Source organism: Amycolatopsis sp. NPDC049252 (assembly GCF_043197175.1).
GTDB lineage: Bacteria > Actinomycetota > Actinomycetes > Mycobacteriales > Pseudonocardiaceae > Amycolatopsis.
Window position 1 is genome coordinate 478596 of sequence record NZ_JBICSQ010000001.1, and the last position, 17460, is coordinate 496055.

Sequence of the window (17460 nt, forward strand, 5' to 3'; positions counted from 1 at the left end):
ATCGACAGGCACCTGTCGAATTGGAGACGACCATGGACATGCCCACCCTCGGCCCCGCGCACGACGCCCTGCAGGCCTTCGCCGGCGACTGGGCCGGCACCGAAGAACTCGCCGCGTCGCCGTGGGCGCCGGCCTCGACCGCGCACGCCGACTGCGAATACCGCCTGGCGCTCAACGGTTTCGCGCTGATCCAGCAGTACCGCCAGCGCCGCGAAGACGGCACGGAGTTCCTGGGGCACAACATCTTCACCGCCGACCCACAGACCGGCGAAACGCTCTGGTACGGCTTCGACAGCTACGGCTTCCCACCCGAATCCCCCGCCCGCGGCGACTGGGACGGCGCGACGCTCGTCCTGGCCAAGAAGACCGCCCGCGGGGTGGCCCGGCACCGGCTCACCCCGGACGGCGACACCCTGACTCACGAAATCGACGTGAAGCTGGGCGACGACGACGAATTCAGCCCATTCCTGCGCGCCCGGTACCACCGAAAGAACGGGTAGTGGAAACAGGCGACGCCCCTCCCCCCTGACACGAGGACGTCACCTGTTTCCGGTCTCTGCCACCACATCCGCAAGGCCGCGGGTCAATTAAACAACAATTATTACTTATTCGGCCTTGCGCTTTCGGGTTATGCAGCGAGTGTGTCCGCGAAGCCGCCGGAGGCCCAGGGAAAACGATTACTTTCACTCGAACGGCCTAACGCCGATACCGTCCCGTGCCCCACCGGCCCGCGAAAATTGTCGTACCCCCGGAGTACACCTGAACGCGTGCGCAGATCCGCCGGAACCACCCAGGACACGGACTCGCCCCCGCTGATCGGGGTCGAGAACATGAAGATGCCCGAATGGGCGCGGGTCGACGAACGGGTGGCCGACGCCGGATTCGGGAGGGCCGTGCGCGCGCTGCCCGCCGCGATCGCCGTCGTGCTGCGGCTGGCGTGGCGGACGTCGCCGCGGCTGACCCTGCTGGCCGGGCTGGTGCACGTCGTGTCCGGCTGTGTCACCGCGTTCGGGCTGCTCGCCACCGCGAACGTCTTCACCGCGCTGCTCGAACAGGGGCCGACCCCGGAGCGGGTCCTGCAGTCGCTGCCCGCCATCGCCGTCGTCACCGGTTCGTACGCGGCGCGCGCGTTGCTCGACGCCGCCGTTGCGGCCGTCGAAGGCGCGTTGCGGCCGCGGGTCACCGCGGCGGCGGACGACGCGGTGACGGCGGCGGTCGTGCGCGTCGGGCTGATCGCGTTCGAGGACGCGGACTTCCGGGAGCTGGCCCGCCAGGGCGCGCGGTTCGGCGTCCGGGCCATCGAGACCAGCCTGCGCCGGGTGGCGGACCTGACGTCGTCGGCGATCTCGCTCGCCGCGGCGATGCTCACGGCCGGGCTGCTCAACCCGTGGCTGGCGCCGGTCCTGCTGCTCGCGGCGGCGGCCGACGGCTGGTCGGCGGCACGCGTCGCCAAGCTGAACTACCGGCACTTCCTCGACACGGTCGGGCGCAACATCCGCAAGTCGATCGTCGAGGAGGTCGCCACCTGGCGGTCGATGGCCCTCGAACGCCACGCGCTCACGCTCCAGGAGCCGCTGCTCGGCGAGTACCGGCGCATCTCACGCAGCCTCACGCGCGAGGAAGTCCGGCTCGCGCACCGCAGCAACCTGGTGCGGACCACCGGGCGCGCCGCGGCCGGTTTCGGCACCGCCGTCGCCTACCTGGTGCTCGGCTGGCTGCTCTACACCGGCGGGATGGAGCTGGCGCTGGCCGGCACCGCGGTGCTGGCCATGCGTACGGCCTCGTCGTCGCTGTCCAACACTATGCGCGCGGTCAACTCGCTTTACGAGGACTCGTTCTACATCGGCTTCTACAACCAGCTGCTGGTGGAGTCGGCGAGGCTGCGGCCGCCGCCCACCGCGGTGACGGCACCCGCCGACCCGGCCGAGATCCGGCTCGAGGGCGTCACGTTCACCTACCCGGGCCAGAAGAACCCGGCGCTGCGGGACATCTCCCTGACGATCCGGCGCGGCGAGGTGATCGCGCTCGTCGGCGAGAACGGCTCGGGCAAGACCACCCTCGGCAAGCTGCTGACCGGGCTCTACCCACCGGACGAAGGCACGGTGCACTGGGACGACGTCGACCTCGCGCGGGCCGACCCGGAGTCGGTGCACACGAACATCGCGGTGATCGCGCAGGAACCGGCGGAATGGCCGATGACGGCGGCGAACAACATCACGGTCGGCCGCCTCGGCCGGCCCGACCCGGAACGCCTGGCGTGGCGCGAAGCGGTGGGCTACTCGGGCGCCGACGAGGTGATCGAGTCCCTGCCCCGGCAGGAGAACACCGTGCTGTCGAAGAAGTTCGACGAGGGCCACGACCTGTCCGGCGGACAGTGGCAGCGCATGGGCATCGCCCGCGGCATCTACCGCGACGCGTCGGTCCTGGTGGCCGACGAACCGACGGCGGCCCTCGACGCCCGGGCGGAGGCCAGGGTGTTCGCGGGCCTCCAGCACGCGAGCACCTCGACCCGCGGCAGGCGCACGACCGTCCTGGTCACCCACCGGCTGGCCAACATCAAGTCCGCGGACCGCATCCTGGTCCTGGAGAAGGGCAGGCTCATCGAGGAGGGCACCCACGAACAGCTGATCCGCGCGGGCGGGGTCTACCACGAGCTGTACGAGATCCAGGCCCGCGCGTACCGCAACGGCTCGGGCGAAGAGCAGCGGCAGCCCGCACCCTCCTAGCGGATTTACGCCCGCCACCCCGCCGGGCAGACTGGCCTGCCGAGCTCCCCGAGGAGGCCTTATGCGCCAGCTCACCGCTCTGGACGTGCAGTTCCTCAACGCCGAGTCGACCACGACCACCGGGCACGTCGGTGGCCTGTCGATCCTCGATCCGGCCACCGCGCCGAACGGGACCGTGACCGTCGACGACCTGCGGGAGCTCATCGGCTCGCGGCTGCACCTGGCCAAGCCCCTGCGGTGGCGGCTGCTGCCGGTGCCGCTCGGGCTGGACCACCCGTACTGGATCGACGATCCCGAGTTCGACCTCGAGTACCACGTCCGCGAGATCGCGCTGCCCGCTCCCGGCGACGAACGCCAGCTCGCCGAGCAGATCTCGCGGCTGACCGCGCGGCCGCTCGACCGGCGGCGTCCGCTGTGGGAGGCCTACCTGGTGCAGGGCCTGCGCGACGGCAACGTCGCGGTCTACACGAAGGTGCACCACAGCGCCATCGACGGCGTCTCCGGGGCCGAGCTGATCGGCGTGCTCATGGACGTCACCGCCGAACCACGCCAGGTGAAGCCGCCCAAGGAGCCGCAAAAAGACGAGATCCCGTCACCCGTCGAACTCGCGCTCAACGGCGCGAAACGGCTCGCGCTGCACCCGGTCAAGGCCGCGCTGCAGGTGCCGAAGCTGCTCCAGCACATCGACGAGGTGCCCGGGCTCGCCCGTTACCCCGGCGTCGGGCTCCTCGCGAAGGCCGGCAGCGTGCTCAACCGCGTCACCCGGCAGGGTTCCGGACGCCACGAAGCCGACCGGCCGCGGCTGGTCGCGCCGGACACCCCGTTCAACGGGCCGATCAGCGCGCACCGCCGGTTCGCCTACGGCTCGCTGCCGCTCGACGAGGTCAAGCGGGTCAAGAACACCTTCGGCGTCACGGTGAACGACGTCGTCATGGCGCTGTGCGCGACCGTCATGCGCCGGTGGCTCGTCGACCACGACGCGCTGCCCGACCAGCCGCTCGTGACGCTGGTTCCGCTGTCGGTGCGGACGCCCGAGCAGGCGAAGGACGCCGGGAACCAGGTGTCGGTCATGCTGGCGCCGCTGCCGACGCACCTCGCCGACCCCGCCGCGCGGCTGGCCGAGGTCACCAGCGCGATGGTCGCCGCGAAACAGCGTTACCAGCCGCTGCCGGCGTCGTGGCTGGTCGACTTCAGCGGCATGCTCCCGGCCGCGCTCGGCGGGCTCGCCGCCCGCGCGACCATGAAGTACCTCGGCGCCACCACGCCGGTCGTCAACCTCGTCGTGTCGAACGTCCCGGGCGCGCAGGTGCCGCTCTACCTGGCCGGCGCGCGGCTGCTCGCGAACTACCCGGTGTCCGCGATCACCGACGCGAGTGGCGGGCTGAACATCACCGTGATGTCCTACGACGGCAAGCTCGACTTCGGGCTCGTCGCCTGCCGCGAGCTGATCCCGGACGTCTGGGACCTGATCGACCACCTGCACGACGCGCTGGCCGAGCTCACCAAGCTCGCCGCCGAGCACACCCGGGAGGCCTGATGGCGGAGCACGTCACGGAGGTCAACGGCATCACGCTGTGCCACGAGACGTTCGGTGACGCCGGCGGCCGGCCGCTGCTGCTCGTGATGGGCCTCGGGGCGCCGATGATCTGGTGGGACGAGGAGTTCTGCGAATCCCTTGCCGCACAAGGGTTCTACGTGATCCGGTTCGACAACCGGGACGCCGGGCGGTCGAGCCGGATGCGCGGCCAGGCCAACCTCGCGCAGGCGTACCTGCTGCGCAGCGCGCCGTACTCGCTGGCCGACATGGCTGCCGACGCCGCCGGGCTGCTGGACGCGCTGGGCATCCCGGCGGCGCACGTCGCCGGCGCGTCGATGGGCGGGATGATCGCGCAGACACTGGCGATCCGGTACCCGTCGCGGGTGCTTTCGCTGACGTCGATCATGTCGACCACCGGCAGCAGGCTGGTCGGCCGCCCGAGCCCGAAGGCGATGTCGATGCTGCTCGCGGCCCGGCCGCGTGACCGCGCCGAGTACGTCGAGCTGGCGGTCCGGACGTTCCGCGTGATCGGGTCACCGGGTTACCCGTTCGACGAGCCCCGGATGCGCGAGCGGGCCGAGCGGACGTTCGACCGCGGCGTCCACCCGGGCGGCACGGTCCGCCAGCTCGCGGCGATCATGGCCGACCGCGACCGCTCGCCGAGGCTGCGCAGGGTGCGAGTGCCGGCGCTGGTGGTGCACGGCGCGCAGGACCCGCTGGTCCACGTCTCCGGCGGCCGCGCCACAGCCCGCGCGATCCCGGGCGCGGACCTCGACGTCGTCCCCGGCATGGGCCACGACCTCCCCCGCCCGGTCTGGCCCCGGGTGGTCGCAGGCATCACCCGAGTCGCCGACCGCGCCAAAGTCACCACCTGACCCGTACCCGCACGGACGACACGCGTACTCAGCCGGACGACACGCGTACCTGGCCGGACGACACGCCGGCTGCCAGCCGGTGCCGCCGTGTCGTCCATGCAGGTACGCGTGTCGTCCGCTCAGGTACGCGTGTCGTCCGTGCGGGTACGCGTGTCGTCCGTGCGGGTACGCGTGTCGTCCGTGCGGGTACGCGTGTCGTCCGGGTGGGTACGCGTGAGCGGGTCAGGCCGAGAGGGTTACCGAGCCCAGGTGGGAGAAGTGGGCTGCTACTCGGGAGCCGGGGCGGAGCGGGACCGCGTCGGTCATGCCGCCCGTCAGGACCAGCCAGCCCGGCTCCAGGGCCAGGCCGCGGGCGGCCAGGGTGTTCGCCGCCAGGGCCAGGGCCTCCGCCGGGTGGCCTTGGACGGCCGCGCCGGTCGCGGTGTCGACGATCTGGCCGTCGACCTCCAGGAGGGCCGCTTCCAGGGTGAGGTCCAGGGCAGCAGGTGGGAGGCCGACCGGGCCCAGGCTGAAATGAGACGACGAGCCGTTGTCCGCCACCGCGTCCGGGAGGGTGAAGCGGTAGTCCGTGAAGCGGCTGTCGATGATCTCCATCCCGCCGTAGACCCGGTCGACGGCGGCCAGCGCCGTCGCCGCGGTGACGCCGGGGCCGGACAGCCGACGGCCCAGCACGAAGACCAGCTCCGGCTCCGCGCGCGGGTGGAGCAGAGAAGACGACGGCACCGGGACGCCCGCGGGCAGCACCATCGCGTCGGTCAGCCAAGCCAGCAGCGGCGAGTCGATGCCCATCCGCTGCTGCTTCGCCCGGGACGTCAGGCCCAGCTTCACGCCGATCAGCGTCTCGCCGCGGGCCCGGCGCTGGCGCAGGGCTTCGTCCTGGATCGCGTACGCCGTGTCGACGTCGAGGTCCGGCCAGTCCTCCGAGAGCGGCGCGCGCTCGGATTCCGTGGCCAGCAGGGCAGCCGCCGCTTCGCGGACGTTCATGACTCCTCCGAAGGGGCGAACACAGCGGTGACGCTGCCGATGCCGGCGATGGTGGCGACGACCGTGTCACCCGGCGACACCGGGATCGCGCGGGTCATCGAGCCCGGCAGCACGACGTGCCCGGGTTCCAGCGTGACCCCCAGCGGCCCCACCGTGTTCGCCAGCCACACCAGCGAGTTCAACGGCGACCCGAGCACCGCACCGCCCGCGCCCGTCGCCGCGACGGCGCCGTTTTGGTAGAGCACACAGCCGGCCAGCCGCAGGTCCACCGAACCCAACGCCGTCGGGCTGCTGCCCAGCACCACGCCGCCGGACGACGCGTTGTCGGCGATCGTGTCGAACAGCGTGATCTTCCAGTCCTGGATCCGCGAGTCGACGATCTCCAGCGACGGCAGCACAAAATCCACCGCGCGCACCGCGTCCGCGACGGTGACGCCGGGGCCGCGCAACGCCGACCCGAGCACGAACGCGATCTCCGGCTCGATCCGCGGCTGCAGGAACGCCGACGTCGGGATCGGCTGGTGCTCGAGGTGGAACATGCTGCCGGTGAGGTGACCGTAGTCGGGCTGGTCGACGCCCATCTGCCGCTGCATCGCCGCCGAGGCCAGGCCGACCTTGTGCCCGCGGACGGCGTCACCGGCGTCGGTCCAGTGCCGCACCTGCTCCTGTTGGATCCGGTAGGCGTCCTCGACGGTCGCCTCCGGGAAGGTCTTGATCAGCGGCTCGATCGGCTCGCGCGTCGCGTAGGCCCCGGCCAGAACGGCGGCGGCCTCCTGCACTCTGCTGGCGTCCACACCGGGGAACTCTGCCCGTGCGCTCCGGCGGGCACAAGCCCGGATGTTCCACCCAGCGGAACTCTCGCGGGACAATCTCTTGCGCGCGAGATAAATTGGGCGTACCGTCGCTGACACCACCAGGAAGGGACGTGAGGGACATGGCACCGACCCAGGCCGAGGTCACCAAGCTCGCCGAGATCCGTGACGAGCTGCGCGAGCGCCACCTGCGCCCGGCCGCCGAACGGCCCGCAACGAACGGCCGCGGCATCCACCACACCGCGCTGATCTCCAGCGACGTCGAGCGGACGATCGGGTTCTACCAGGACATCCTCGGCTTCCCGCTCACCGAGCTGATCGAGAACCGCGACTACCCCGGCTCCAGCCACTTCTTCTTCGACGTCGGCAACGGCAACGCCGTGGCGTTCTTCGACCTGCCCGGCCTGGACCTCGGCCCGTACGCGGAAGTCCTCGGTGGCCTGCACCACCTGGCGCTGTCCGTCACGCCCGAACGGTGGAGCGTCATCAAGGACAAGCTCGACGAGGCCGGTGTGCAGTACCTGCTCGAGAGCAAGACGTCCATCTACCTGTCCGACCCGGACGGCGCCCGCGTCGAGCTGATCTCCGACCCGCTGGGCGAGATGTACGGCGAGAAGATCGGCTGAAAGCGTGGTCCGGGCGTCGCGGGCGATCTAACCTGACCGCGACGTCTGGAGGGCCGATGGCCGATTGGTCGCTTTCCCGCGCGAAGGCGCGGCTCGATCGCCGTGAGCACCTCGACGAGCTCACCGCGCGCACCCGGTTCGAGGTGCGGCTGCACCTGAACGAGCCCGAGCCGAACGGCAGCTACGACGACCTCGCGAGCATCTTCACCATCGGGCACGAGGAGTGCGCCGCGCTGCTGGCGCACCGCCGGGTCCTGCCGCTGTGGGAACGGCTGCTGCTCGCCCGGTACGCGCGGCGCCTGCACGGCAAGGCGATCACGCGCAGTGTCGGCGCGGTGCCCGTCGAAGCGTCCGGCATCGCGCGCGCCTTCGGGGCCGAGATCCTCGAGCTGGCCCCGGATTCCGGTGACACCGGCGCCAAGTACGACCTCCAGGGCCGTGGCCTGCTCACGGTGTTCCGCATCGCCGTCGGGGCCAAGGGGGACGCGTGGCCGGACCGGCACGAGGTGTCGACGACGTCCGCCCGCAACATCCTGACCTGCGCCACGACGTTCGCCCATCGGAAGCCGTGGCACGTGCTGTGGCCCGTCTACCGCGTCCGCGGCCTGCGGCTCTGGAAGCTTTGACGCGGGGAGCGCGTTCCACCGGTATGAACGCTGAAGAGATCCTGGCGAACGCGAAGACCATCGCGGTCGTCGGCCTGAGCCGTGACCCGGCCAAGGCCGCGCACGGCGTCCCGGCGGTGCTGCAGGCGCACGGCTTCCGGATCATCCCGGTCCACCCGAGCGCCACCGAGCTGCTCGGCGAGAAGGTCTACCGGTCGCTGAAGGACATCCCGGAGCCGGTCGACCTGGTCGACGTCTTCCGGCCGTCGCCCGAGGCACCGGGCATCGCGCGCGAAGCCGTCGAGATCGGCGCCAAGGCGCTGTGGCTGCAGCAGGGCATCACGTCCGCCGAAGCGCGCCGCATCGCCGAGGAAGGCGGGCTGGAGTTCGTCCAGAACCGCTGCACGGCGGTGGTCCGCGCGACGGCCGCGATCTCCAAGAACTAGGCGGCGACGCCGAACCCGACCACCCGGTGGTGGCCGGCGTCCGCGATCCAGATCCCGCCGGCCGCGTCGACGGCCACGCCGAGCGGGGCGCCGAGCGCGTCCACGCCGAACTCCACGCGGCACGAGCCGGTGGCGCCGAACCGCGTGACCTGGCCGTGGGCCGGCACCGTCACGTAGGCGTCGCCGGACGCCGTCACCGCGACGTCCGCCGGGGTGCCCGGCCCGAATCCGATGGATCCGATCGCCTTTCCGTCGGCGTTGTACCGCACGACGGCGACGTCGCGTCCGTTGTGGACGATCCACGCGCCGCCCGCGCCGTCACCGGTGATGCCCTGCGGCGAGCTGACCTTTTCGGTGATGTCCGTGAGCGCCGCGCCGGTGCGGGTGTCGAACCGGGCGACGCGCTGGTGCCCGGGGTCGGCGACGAGCAGGCGGCCGGCCGAATCGAGGGCGATCCCGCGTGGGTTGTCGAGCTTGCCTGCGCCGAACTCCCGGACGAATCCGCCCCACCACGAGTACTGCGCGACGCGGTGGTTGCCGGTGTCGGCGACGTAGACGTTGCCCGCCGCGTCGACCGCGACGGCCTCCGGTGCCTTGAGCCGCCCGGCGAGCACGCGCACGAGCTTGCCGTCCCGGGTGAACGCCTGGACGCGGTCGTTGCCGGTGTCGGCCACCCACAGCTGCCCGCGCTGGTCGACGGCGATCCCGGCCGGGCCGGCGAACTGCCCCGGCCCGGAACCCCCGCGCCCGAACGCGCTGCGGTAGGCGGGCAGCGGGGTCCGCCGGACGGTGAACTCCACCGGGTCGGCAAGCCACGCGTAACCGTCTTCCGCGAGGAAGAACGCGACGAAGTCCCCGGCGCCGAGGCCGCCGGTGGCGAAGGCAGTCGTACCGCTCGCCGCCGGGGTGTACGCCCAGAGCTCCGCCGAGCCGAGGTGGTTCCGGTCCACCGGAGCCGCGTAGAGACCCACCCAGTTCTTCGGGTTCGCCGAAGACGTCGAGTAGGTCAGGGTGATCTGCTCACCGGCCTCCACCGAGGAGGCGCTCGCGGTGAGGGTCCCGCTCATGGCCACGGCGTCAGGATCACCGACGAAGGGCTTTGGTGACCAGCGGCGAAAGGAGTGTTCAGCAGCTGTTCCGCCGTCGCTCACCGCCGGTCGACGAAGCTGTACGCGGGCAGCGGCCCGAGCCAGTCGGCACCGTGCCCGGCGACCGCCTCCCGGACGACGAGCAGGTCGCCGAGGCCGACCAGGAACGCCCAGCGCTCGTCGGCGTGCTCGCCGGCCGGCAGCGACACCGAGTCGCGGGCCCGCTCCGCCACCTCCGCGAGCAGGCCGATCGACGAACCGGCCTCGCCGAACCGCAGGCAGACGTGCACCTCGGCGAGGCCGTCGAGGCGTGCGAGATCGGCGCGGTACTCGTCGGCGGAAGGCGCGAGCACCTCACGGCGGACGGCTTCTTCGTCCTCCGCGACCGCGCCGAACGGCGCGGGCAGCACCGGCCCGCCCTCGACGAGCGACGACACCACGGCCAGGTGCGCGGCCGGGTCCGCCGGATCGGCGGGTGCCTCGCCGACGACCATCGCGATGTCCTCCCACCGCACCGCTCGCGGAACCCTCGGATGACCGGCCCGGACCACACCGAACAACTGCAGCGCCACGGTTCTCCGTTCTCGTCCGACAATTGCTTTCGCTACCGCGGCGAAACTGCGGGAAATCGGCTCCTTCGCCGGCCGGACGTCACCGTAGCAACGTCGGCGCCGCGACCCCAACGCCGTTCACACCGTGGTTTTTCACCGGTTCGACGGAACCGGTTGGCCGTTCCGCGGCAACGTGGAGCGCCGGACAGCCGAGTGCGCGCACACCCGTGCGGCGCAATTGCGCGGGAATTGCGCCGAAGCGGTGATTCCCGCTAATTTCCACCGGCCAGCCGATAGCCGACGCCGCGGACCGTCTCGATCGTGTGGGTGCCGAACGGGACGTCGATCTTGCGGCGGAGGTAGCCGATGTAGACCTCGACGACGTTCTCGTCGCCGTCGTAGTGCGCATCCCAGACGTGGCCGAGGATCTCGTTCTTCGTCAGCGCCGTGCCCGCCCGGCGCAGCAGGAACTCCAGCAGCCCGAACTCGCGCGCGGTCAGCTCGATCCGCTGCTGTCCCCTGTGGACGGTCCGGGCCGACGGGTCGAGCCGCAGGTCGCCCGCCTCCAGCACGGCCGGGCGGGCCGGGGCGCCGCGCCGGAGCAGGGCGCGCAGCCGGGCGATGAGCACGACGAACGAGAACGGCTTCGAGAGGTAGTCGTCGGCGCCGAGGTCGAACGCGTCGGCCTCGTCGTACTCGCCGTCCTTCGCCGTCAGCATCAGCACCGGCGTCCAGTTCTCCGCCGCCCGCAGCCGTTTGAGGACCTCGTAGCCGGAGAGCTCGGGCAGCATGATGTCGAGCACGACGACGTCGTACTCGTGCTCGGTCGCCGACCACAGGCCGTCCCGGCCGGTGTGCGCGACGTCGACGGTGAAGCCCTCGGCCACCAGCCCGCGCCGGAGCGTCTCCGCGAACTCGCGCTCGTCCTCGACGATCAGCAGGCGCACGTCAGTCCTCCTCTTCCGCCGGGACGGCGATGACGGGCAGCTCGATCACGAAGCGCGCGCCCGGCTCGCCGGACGCGGCGTAGTGCGCCCGGCCGCCGTGGCGGGCCGCGATGCCGGCCACGATCGGCAGACCCAGGCCGGTACCACCGTGTCCACGCTGACGGGACGCGTCCAGCCGGACGAACCGTTCGAAGATCCGGTCCCGGTCGGCCTCGTCGACGCCGGGCCCGTCGTCGCTGACCTCGACGACCGCGAGGTCACCGTGCACCGAGCTGGCGACGCGGATCCGGTCCCGCGCGTGGCCGCGCGCGTTGTCGACGAGGTTGCGCACGGCGCGCCGCAGCTGGGCCTCGCTGCCGTAGACCTTCGCCGGCCCCGCCCGGACCTCGACGTCGAGCGCGCATTCGCCGCGCACGCGTTCGGCTTCCGCGCGGACGATGTCGTCCAGGTCGACCTCGGTGCGCGACGGCCGGTCGGTGGCGTCGTCGGTGCGGGCCAGCATGAGCAGGTCGTCGACCAGCTCCCGCAGCCGCGCGGTCTCGCGGGCGATCACCGGCACCAGCTCCTCGGTGCTCTCCGGGTGCCGCCCGGAGACGTCGAGCGCGGTGCTGATCGTCGAGAGCGGCGACCGCAGCTCGTGGCTGGCGTCCGCGACGAACCGGCGTTGCGCCGCCTGCGCGGACGCGAGCCTGCCGAGCATCTCGTTGAGCGTCACGGCCAGGCGGTGCACCTCGTCCCCGCCCGGCGGCAGCGGGACGCGGGCGGCGAGGTCGCGCGTCGAGATCTCCGCGACGGTCCGGCGCATCCGCTCGACCGGCCGCAGCGCGGAGCCCACCGCGCGGTAGACGGCGAGACCGGAGATGGCCAGCAGCGGCACGGCGATCAGCCCGAGCAGCAGCGTCAGCCGCGTCGACGCTTCGGTCACCGGCTCCAGCGAGCGCGCGGAGATCACCGTGAACGGCCCGCCCGGCCCGTTCACCTCCTGCGACACGACGCGGTAGTCGTCGCCGTCGCCGTTGAGGCCGAGCGGGAGGGTCTCGATGCTCTCGTGCCCGACGGTCGGCCGTTCGGTCGTCAGCGGCGGGTGCCCGACGATCGCCGGGTCGCTCGCGATCGGCCGGCCCTGGGCGTTCAGCACCTGCGTCACGGCTTCGGTGTCGCCGGTGCTCGCGACGTCGGACGCGCTCAGGTCCCGCGCGCCTTCCCGGACGAGCTGGATCGCGACCTGGCGGCCGGTGCTGCGGGCACTCTCGGTGACGCTGCGGTCGAGCGACTCTTCGAGCAGCACGACGACGATGGCGAGCGCGGCCGCGATGGCCAGCGCGAGCGCGAACACCGCCACCGCGGTGGTGCGCATCCGGACACCGGTCGCGGCGATCACCTTGGCCATCCTCACCAACGCAGCGTAACCACTCGCTCCGGCCCCGAACGCCCCGATGTGGCGTTGGTTGCGTTGGCTGCACCGAACGCCACATCGGGGCGCTGGCGGGCGGTCAACAGCGGCGTGGCGGAGGGGCACACGGGTCACGACGAACGGCGACGGCGCGTGGTGGTGAGCCGCTCCACCCGCAGCCGGTCGACCTCGGGCACGGGCAGCTCCGGCAACGGGTGCCCTGCCGTCCAGGCCAGGAGCAGATCCGCCAGCGCCGGGTTGCGGGCGAGCGCCGGGCCGTGCAGGTACGTGCCGATCACCCGGTCGGTCACCGCGCCCTCGGTGCCGTCGCCGTTGCCGGTGCCGCGCACGACCTGGCCGAGCGGCACGCTGTCGGCGCCCAGCTTGCTCACGCCGAGGTGGTTTTCGAAGCCGGTCAGCGGTGTGTTCCCCAGCAGCGGGGACGACGTCGCGACCAGCTCGGCGACCGCCCGCCGCTCGCCGGGCTCGGTGGTGACGTCGAGCAGGCCGAGGCCGTCGTGGTCGACGCCGTCGAGGCCGCGGAAGCGAGTGCCGAGCACCTGCAGGCCGGCGCAGACGCCGAACACCACGGCGCCGCGCGCGACCGCGCCGCGCAGGCCGGGGTGCTTCCGCAGGTGCGCGGCGGCCAGCACCTGCGCGCCGTCCTCACCGCCGCCCAGCAGGTAGAGGTCCAAAGTGGACGGCACCGGCTCGCCGAGCCCGACCGGCACGACCTCGGCGTCGAACCCCCGCCACTGCAGCCGTTTGCACAGCACCTGCGCGTTGCCGGAGTCGCCGTAGGTGCCGAGGACCTCGGGCAGCAGAAGTCCGATGTGGACGGTCGAGTCAGCCACCGGGCAGCCTGCCGACCAGGTCGCGGAACGCGGTGTAGTTGGCGACCAGCTCGACGGCGCCGGGCGGCAGCGTGTCGATCGCGGCAACCGGGTCCGGCTCGGCCCAGTGCGCGACCTCGGCGTAACAGAGCCGGACGGCCAGATCGGCGCAGCGCTCGCCGGTGACGACGACCTGGCGGCCGCGCAGCCGTTCGAAGTGGACGTCCCAGAGCCAGGACAGGTCTCGGCCGTCGGCCTCCTGCGCGTTCACCGCGACGACCACCGGGGTGTCCTCATCCAGCACCCGCAGCGTTTCCACCCAGCCGGCGGGGTTCTTGGCCAGCATCAGCCGCACGGAATGGCGCGACCGGCGGACGGTGCGGTAGCGGCCGCCGATGTCGGTGATCGTCCGAAGCCGGGCCGCGGCGGCGTGCGGCGGTACGCCGAGCCGGTGCGCCGCGGCCAGCGCGAGGGCGGCGTTCCCGCGGTTCGCGTCCCCGGGCAGCCGCAGGTCGAGGTCGATCTGCCGGCCGCCGGGCGTGCGGACGAGGTCACCTTCGAGGGTCCAGCCGGGTTCCGGCCGGGCCAGGCCGCAGGCGCAGCTCCAGTGCCGGTCCCGCTCGGCGATCCGGCCTTCGCAGCGCGGGCACGCCGTCGCGTCGCCGGTCCAGCGGCGGCCGGTGCTCACCCAGACCGGCCGGGCAGCGGCACTCGCGGCCGACGTCACGAGGACGTCGTCGCAGTTGGCGACGACGAGCGTCTCGGGCAGCCTGGCGATCGCGGCACGCAGGTCGCGCTCCATCGCGCGCACCTCGCCGACCCGGTCGAGCTGGTCGCGGCTGAGGTTGAGCAGCACCAGCACGGCGGGCCGGACCTGGTCCGCGACCTGGGGAACGTAGGTCTCGTCGACCTCGAGGACGGCGTACGGGGCGTCCGGGCGGGCGGTGAGCGCGGCGAGGACGCCGTCGGGCATGTTCGCGCCGTCGCTGTTCGAGGCGACCTCGGCCAGCGCTTCGAGCGCGCGGGTGAGCATGAGCGACGTCGTCGTCTTGCCGTTGGTGCCGGTGACGAGCACGACGGTGCGCTCCCGGCCGAGCTGCCGCAGCGCCCGCGGGTCGAGCGCCAGGGTGACGCGGCCGCCGATCATGCCGCCGCGGCCGAGCCCCGAGCTGCGGGACAGCCACGCGGTCAGCCGCCCGGCGGCCACGGACGCGCGGGTGCGCAACGGGCTTCGGACGGTCATGGGCCAGACGGTGCCCGGTAGGCGCTGTGAGTTTCCTGAGTGCGTGACCAATGGTCACTTCGAATTACCCACTCGTCCGGCCGAATGTTCACGGATATGAATGCGGGCCACTGCCTAGCGTGACGTGACCGCGGCCACAACCGCCTTAGGTAGGAAACCTAACCATCGGAGGTTGTACCAATTAGCAGACCTAACAATCCGCAGTATTGCGAGTTATTCCAAGATCTTCCGCGCATACATCGGAGGTGTTACCGTCCAAACCCGCCCAGCGGAAATACGTGCCGCTGAACGGGAACGGAACGTCCAACGGAGGACAACGTGGGACCGGAGCGCGGGCTGGAACAGAGCGGAACTCTCGAGCGCGGGCTCGCGGTGCTGGAGCACGTCGGGCGGCACCAGGAGATTTCCACCAACGCGATCGCGCGGCAACTGGGGCTTTCCCGCAGTGCCGCCTACCGCATCGTCGGGACCCTGAAGAACCTCGAATACCTCGAAGCCGATCAGGTCACCGGCCGGGTGCGGCTCGGGACGCGGCTGGTCGAACTGGGCGCCCGCGCGATGGCCGCCACCGACCTGCACCGGTGCGCGCCGCGGTACCTCGCCTCGCTCGCGGAACGCTCCGGCGAGACGACCTACCTCGCCGTGCCGGACAACGACACCATGGTCTACGTCGCCACCGAACGCAGCGCCAGCGCCGTCACCCTCGCCTGCCGCCTCGGCACGCGGCGCCCGCAGCACGCGACGTCGCTGGGCAAGGCCTGGCTCGCCGCGCTGCCGGAACCCGACCGCGCCGAGCGCGTCCGCCGGATGAAGCTGGATTCCCTGACGCTCAAGACGATCATCGACCCGTACCGGCTGCTCGACGAGCTCGCGAAGACCAGCCGTCGCGGCTGGGCCGTCGACGAGGTCGAGAACGAGCCGGACGTCGGCTGTGTCGCCGCCGCCGTCCGCGACCACTCGGGACGGCCGATCGCCGCCATCAGCATCGCCGGTCCGGCACCGCGGGTGCTGCGCCGGCTCGACGAACTGGGTGCCTCCGTGGCCGGGACCGCCGCCGCCCTGTCACTGAGGCTCGGTTACGTGCGAGGGCAAAGGAGCTGACGTGACCTGGGTCCAGGACTACCAGCCGGCGGGCGGGCTGTGGGTGTCCGCGCTGCTCGCGGCCCTCCCGATCATCGTGCTGCTGGTGGCGCTCGGGGTGATCCGCCGGTCGGCGCACCTTTCGGCGGCGCTCGCCCTGATCACCGCGCTGGGCGTCGCCCTGCTGCTCTACGGGATGCCGGCCGGACTGGCGTTCGATTCGGCGGCGATGGGTGTGGTGTTCGGCGTCTGGTCGGTGGCCTGGATCGCGTTCCACGCGGTGTACTTCCACAACGTCACGGTCGCGACCGGCCGGTTCGACGCCATCAAACGGGTGCTCGCCGGGTTCAGCGAGGACCGGCGGCTACAGGCGCTGCTGATCGCGTTCGGCTTCGGCGCGCTCCTGGAGGGGGTCGCGGGCGGCGGGTCGCCGATCGCGATCACCGCGGCGATGCTGGCCGCGCTCGGCTTCCCGCCGGTGAAGGCCGTCGTGCTGGCGCTGCTGGCGAACACCGCGCCGGTGGCGTTCGGCGGCCTCGGCAACCCGCTGATCGTGCTGGGCCGGCTGACCGCGCCGATCATGCACGTGAAACCGGAGCAGGCGACGGACGCGTTCTCGGCGATGGTCGGGCGTCAGGTTCCCGTGCTGGCATTGATCATCCCGGCGTTCCTGGTCGTCGTGCTGGCCGGTTTCAAGCGGATGGTCGAGGTGTGGCCGGCCGTGCTGACCGCGGGACTCGCGTTCGCGGCCATGCAGTTCGTCGCGTCGAACTACATCAGCGCCAGCCTGGTCGACGTCCTCGCCGCGCTCACCGCGATGGCCGCGCTGTGGATCCTGACCCGCTTCTGGCAGCCCGCTTCGGTGTGGCGCTTCGAGGGCGAGACGCCGGTTCCCGCGGCTTCGAGCTTGGGCGCCGCCAAGGCCGAGCGGGGCGCGCTGTACGCGTGGATGCCGTACATCATCCTGATCGCGGCGATCTTCCTGTCCCGGATCGGGACGATCTTCAAGAACCTGCCGGGGTGGCTGGACCTGACGAAGCTGCTGCACCGGGCCGACTGGATCTTCGCCTGGCCGGGGCTGCACAACCACGTGATCCAGCACCCGCCGATCACCGCGAAGAACGCGCCGTACGCGGCGACGTTCACCGTGGACTTCCTGTTCTCACCCGGCACGGTCGCGCTGGTCGCGGCGGTGATCGCCGGGTTCGCGATGGGCGGGCGGCCGGGCCTGCTGCTCGCGACCTACCGGAAGACGCTGCACCAGATGCGCTGGGCGCTCGCGACGATCTTCATGATCCTGGCGATCGCGTTCGTCATGAACTACTCGGGCGCGACGCAGACCCTCGGCCTCGCCCTGGCCACGACCGGCGCGGTGTTCCCGCTGTTCTCGGCGTACATCGGCTGGCTGGGGGTGTTCCTGACCGGCTCGGACGCGTCGACGAACAGCCTGTTCGGCCCGATGCAGGTGATTTCGGCCCAGCAGCTGCACATCGACCCGATCCTGGCCGGCGCGACGAACACCTCCGGCGGCGTGATGGGCAAGATGATCTCCCCGCAGAACCTCTCGATCGGCGCGACGGCGATCGGCCAGACGGGCAAGGAGGGCTCCCTGCTGCGGCAGACGTTCCTCTGGTCGTTCGCGCTGACCGCGGTGGTGGGCGTGATATCCCTCCTGCAGGCGACGATCCTGACGGCGATGATCCCGTCGCCCTAG

Annotated in this window: 17 protein-coding genes; 9 read left to right on the forward strand and 8 right to left on the reverse strand. The window is 71.8% G+C overall.

The genetic code is table 11. The features are described from left to right. The first annotated feature begins 32 nt into the window (after positions 1–32). The 4 genes from ACGFMK_RS02375 (at position 33) to ACGFMK_RS02390 (ending at position 5138) form a co-directional block, all read left to right on the forward strand. Positions 33–500, forward strand: coding sequence for a DUF1579 family protein (locus tag ACGFMK_RS02375; protein WP_392757206.1), 468 nt, complete (start codon positions 33–35; stop codon positions 498–500). Between the two features lie 330 nt (positions 501–830). Beyond that, positions 831–2726 carry an ABC transporter ATP-binding protein gene (locus ACGFMK_RS02380; RefSeq protein WP_392757577.1) on the forward strand — a complete coding sequence of 632 codons (1896 nt, stop codon included), beginning with the start codon at positions 831–833 and terminating at the stop codon, positions 2724–2726. A 61-nt stretch (positions 2727–2787) separates the two neighbouring features. Next, positions 2788–4263, forward strand: coding sequence for a wax ester/triacylglycerol synthase family O-acyltransferase (locus ACGFMK_RS02385; RefSeq protein ID WP_392757211.1), 1476 nt, complete (start codon positions 2788–2790; stop codon positions 4261–4263). Continuing rightward, the gene (locus tag ACGFMK_RS02390; protein WP_392757214.1) at positions 4263–5138 is read left to right on the forward strand and encodes an alpha/beta fold hydrolase; all 876 of its coding nucleotides are present in this window, start codon (positions 4263–4265) and stop codon (positions 5136–5138) included. Before ACGFMK_RS02385 ends, ACGFMK_RS02390 begins: the two co-directional genes overlap by 1 nt. Positions 5139–5360: 222 nt before the next feature. Here ACGFMK_RS02390 and ACGFMK_RS02395 read toward each other — a convergent pair whose 3' ends face one another. Then, entirely contained in the window at positions 5361–6122 is a 762-nt protein-coding gene (locus ACGFMK_RS02395) for a 2-keto-4-pentenoate hydratase (RefSeq protein WP_392757218.1), read from the reverse strand. Next, positions 6119–6916, reverse strand: a complete 798-nt coding sequence (locus ACGFMK_RS02400; protein ID WP_392757221.1) for a 2-keto-4-pentenoate hydratase — start codon at positions 6914–6916, stop codon at positions 6119–6121. Before ACGFMK_RS02400 ends, ACGFMK_RS02395 begins: the two co-directional genes overlap by 4 nt. Positions 6917–7056: 140 nt before the next feature. Here ACGFMK_RS02400 and ACGFMK_RS02405 point away from each other — a divergent pair, with 140 nt between their 5' ends. From ACGFMK_RS02405 to ACGFMK_RS02415, 3 genes are read left to right on the forward strand one after another with little or no spacing between them, the layout of a single operon-like run. Continuing rightward, on the forward strand, positions 7057–7560 hold the full coding sequence (locus tag ACGFMK_RS02405) for a VOC family protein (protein WP_392757224.1): 504 nt from the start codon (positions 7057–7059) through the stop codon (positions 7558–7560). Positions 7561–7616: 56 nt separating this feature from the next. Next, the gene (locus tag ACGFMK_RS02410) at positions 7617–8186 is read left to right on the forward strand and encodes a hypothetical protein (protein ID WP_392757227.1); all 570 of its coding nucleotides are present in this window, start codon (positions 7617–7619) and stop codon (positions 8184–8186) included. A gap of 23 nt (positions 8187–8209) precedes the next feature. Next, the gene (locus ACGFMK_RS02415; RefSeq protein ID WP_323324354.1) at positions 8210–8611 is read left to right on the forward strand and encodes a CoA-binding protein; all 402 of its coding nucleotides are present in this window, start codon (positions 8210–8212) and stop codon (positions 8609–8611) included. Here the strand turns inward: ACGFMK_RS02415 and ACGFMK_RS02420 are convergent. The 6 genes from ACGFMK_RS02420 to ACGFMK_RS02445 form a co-directional block, all read right to left on the reverse strand. Next, complete coding sequence (locus ACGFMK_RS02420; protein ID WP_392757230.1) at positions 8608–9678, reverse strand: NHL repeat-containing protein; 1071 nt, start codon at positions 9676–9678, stop codon at positions 8608–8610. The two genes, ACGFMK_RS02415 and ACGFMK_RS02420, sit on opposite strands and share 4 nt — an antisense overlap. 80 nt (positions 9679–9758) lie before the next feature. Further along, positions 9759–10271 (reverse strand): GvpL/GvpF family gas vesicle protein, encoded by a 513-nt coding sequence (locus ACGFMK_RS02425; RefSeq protein WP_392757232.1) that lies wholly within the window; start codon positions 10269–10271, stop codon positions 9759–9761. Between the two features lie 251 nt (positions 10272–10522). Next, entirely contained in the window at positions 10523–11197 is a 675-nt protein-coding gene (locus ACGFMK_RS02430; protein ID WP_392757236.1) for a response regulator transcription factor, read from the reverse strand. A gap of 1 nt (position 11198) precedes the next feature. After that, positions 11199–12587 (reverse strand): sensor histidine kinase, encoded by a 1389-nt coding sequence (locus ACGFMK_RS02435; protein ID WP_392757580.1) that lies wholly within the window; start codon positions 12585–12587, stop codon positions 11199–11201. Between the two features lie 134 nt (positions 12588–12721). Further along, complete coding sequence (locus tag ACGFMK_RS02440; RefSeq protein WP_392757239.1) at positions 12722–13444, reverse strand: type 1 glutamine amidotransferase; 723 nt, start codon at positions 13442–13444, stop codon at positions 12722–12724. Continuing rightward, on the reverse strand, positions 13437–14666 hold the full coding sequence (locus ACGFMK_RS02445; RefSeq protein WP_392757242.1) for a MurT ligase domain-containing protein: 1230 nt from the start codon (positions 14664–14666) through the stop codon (positions 13437–13439). Before ACGFMK_RS02445 ends, ACGFMK_RS02440 begins: the two co-directional genes overlap by 8 nt. A 318-nt stretch (positions 14667–14984) precedes the next feature. Here ACGFMK_RS02445 and ACGFMK_RS02450 point away from each other — a divergent pair, with 318 nt between their 5' ends. Together ACGFMK_RS02450 and ACGFMK_RS02455 are read left to right on the forward strand one after the other, a co-directional pair. Then, complete coding sequence (locus ACGFMK_RS02450; RefSeq protein WP_323324361.1) at positions 14985–15767, forward strand: IclR family transcriptional regulator; 783 nt, start codon at positions 14985–14987, stop codon at positions 15765–15767. Between the two features lies 1 nt (position 15768). Continuing rightward, entirely contained in the window at positions 15769–17460 is a 1692-nt protein-coding gene (locus tag ACGFMK_RS02455) for an L-lactate permease (protein WP_392757245.1), read from the forward strand.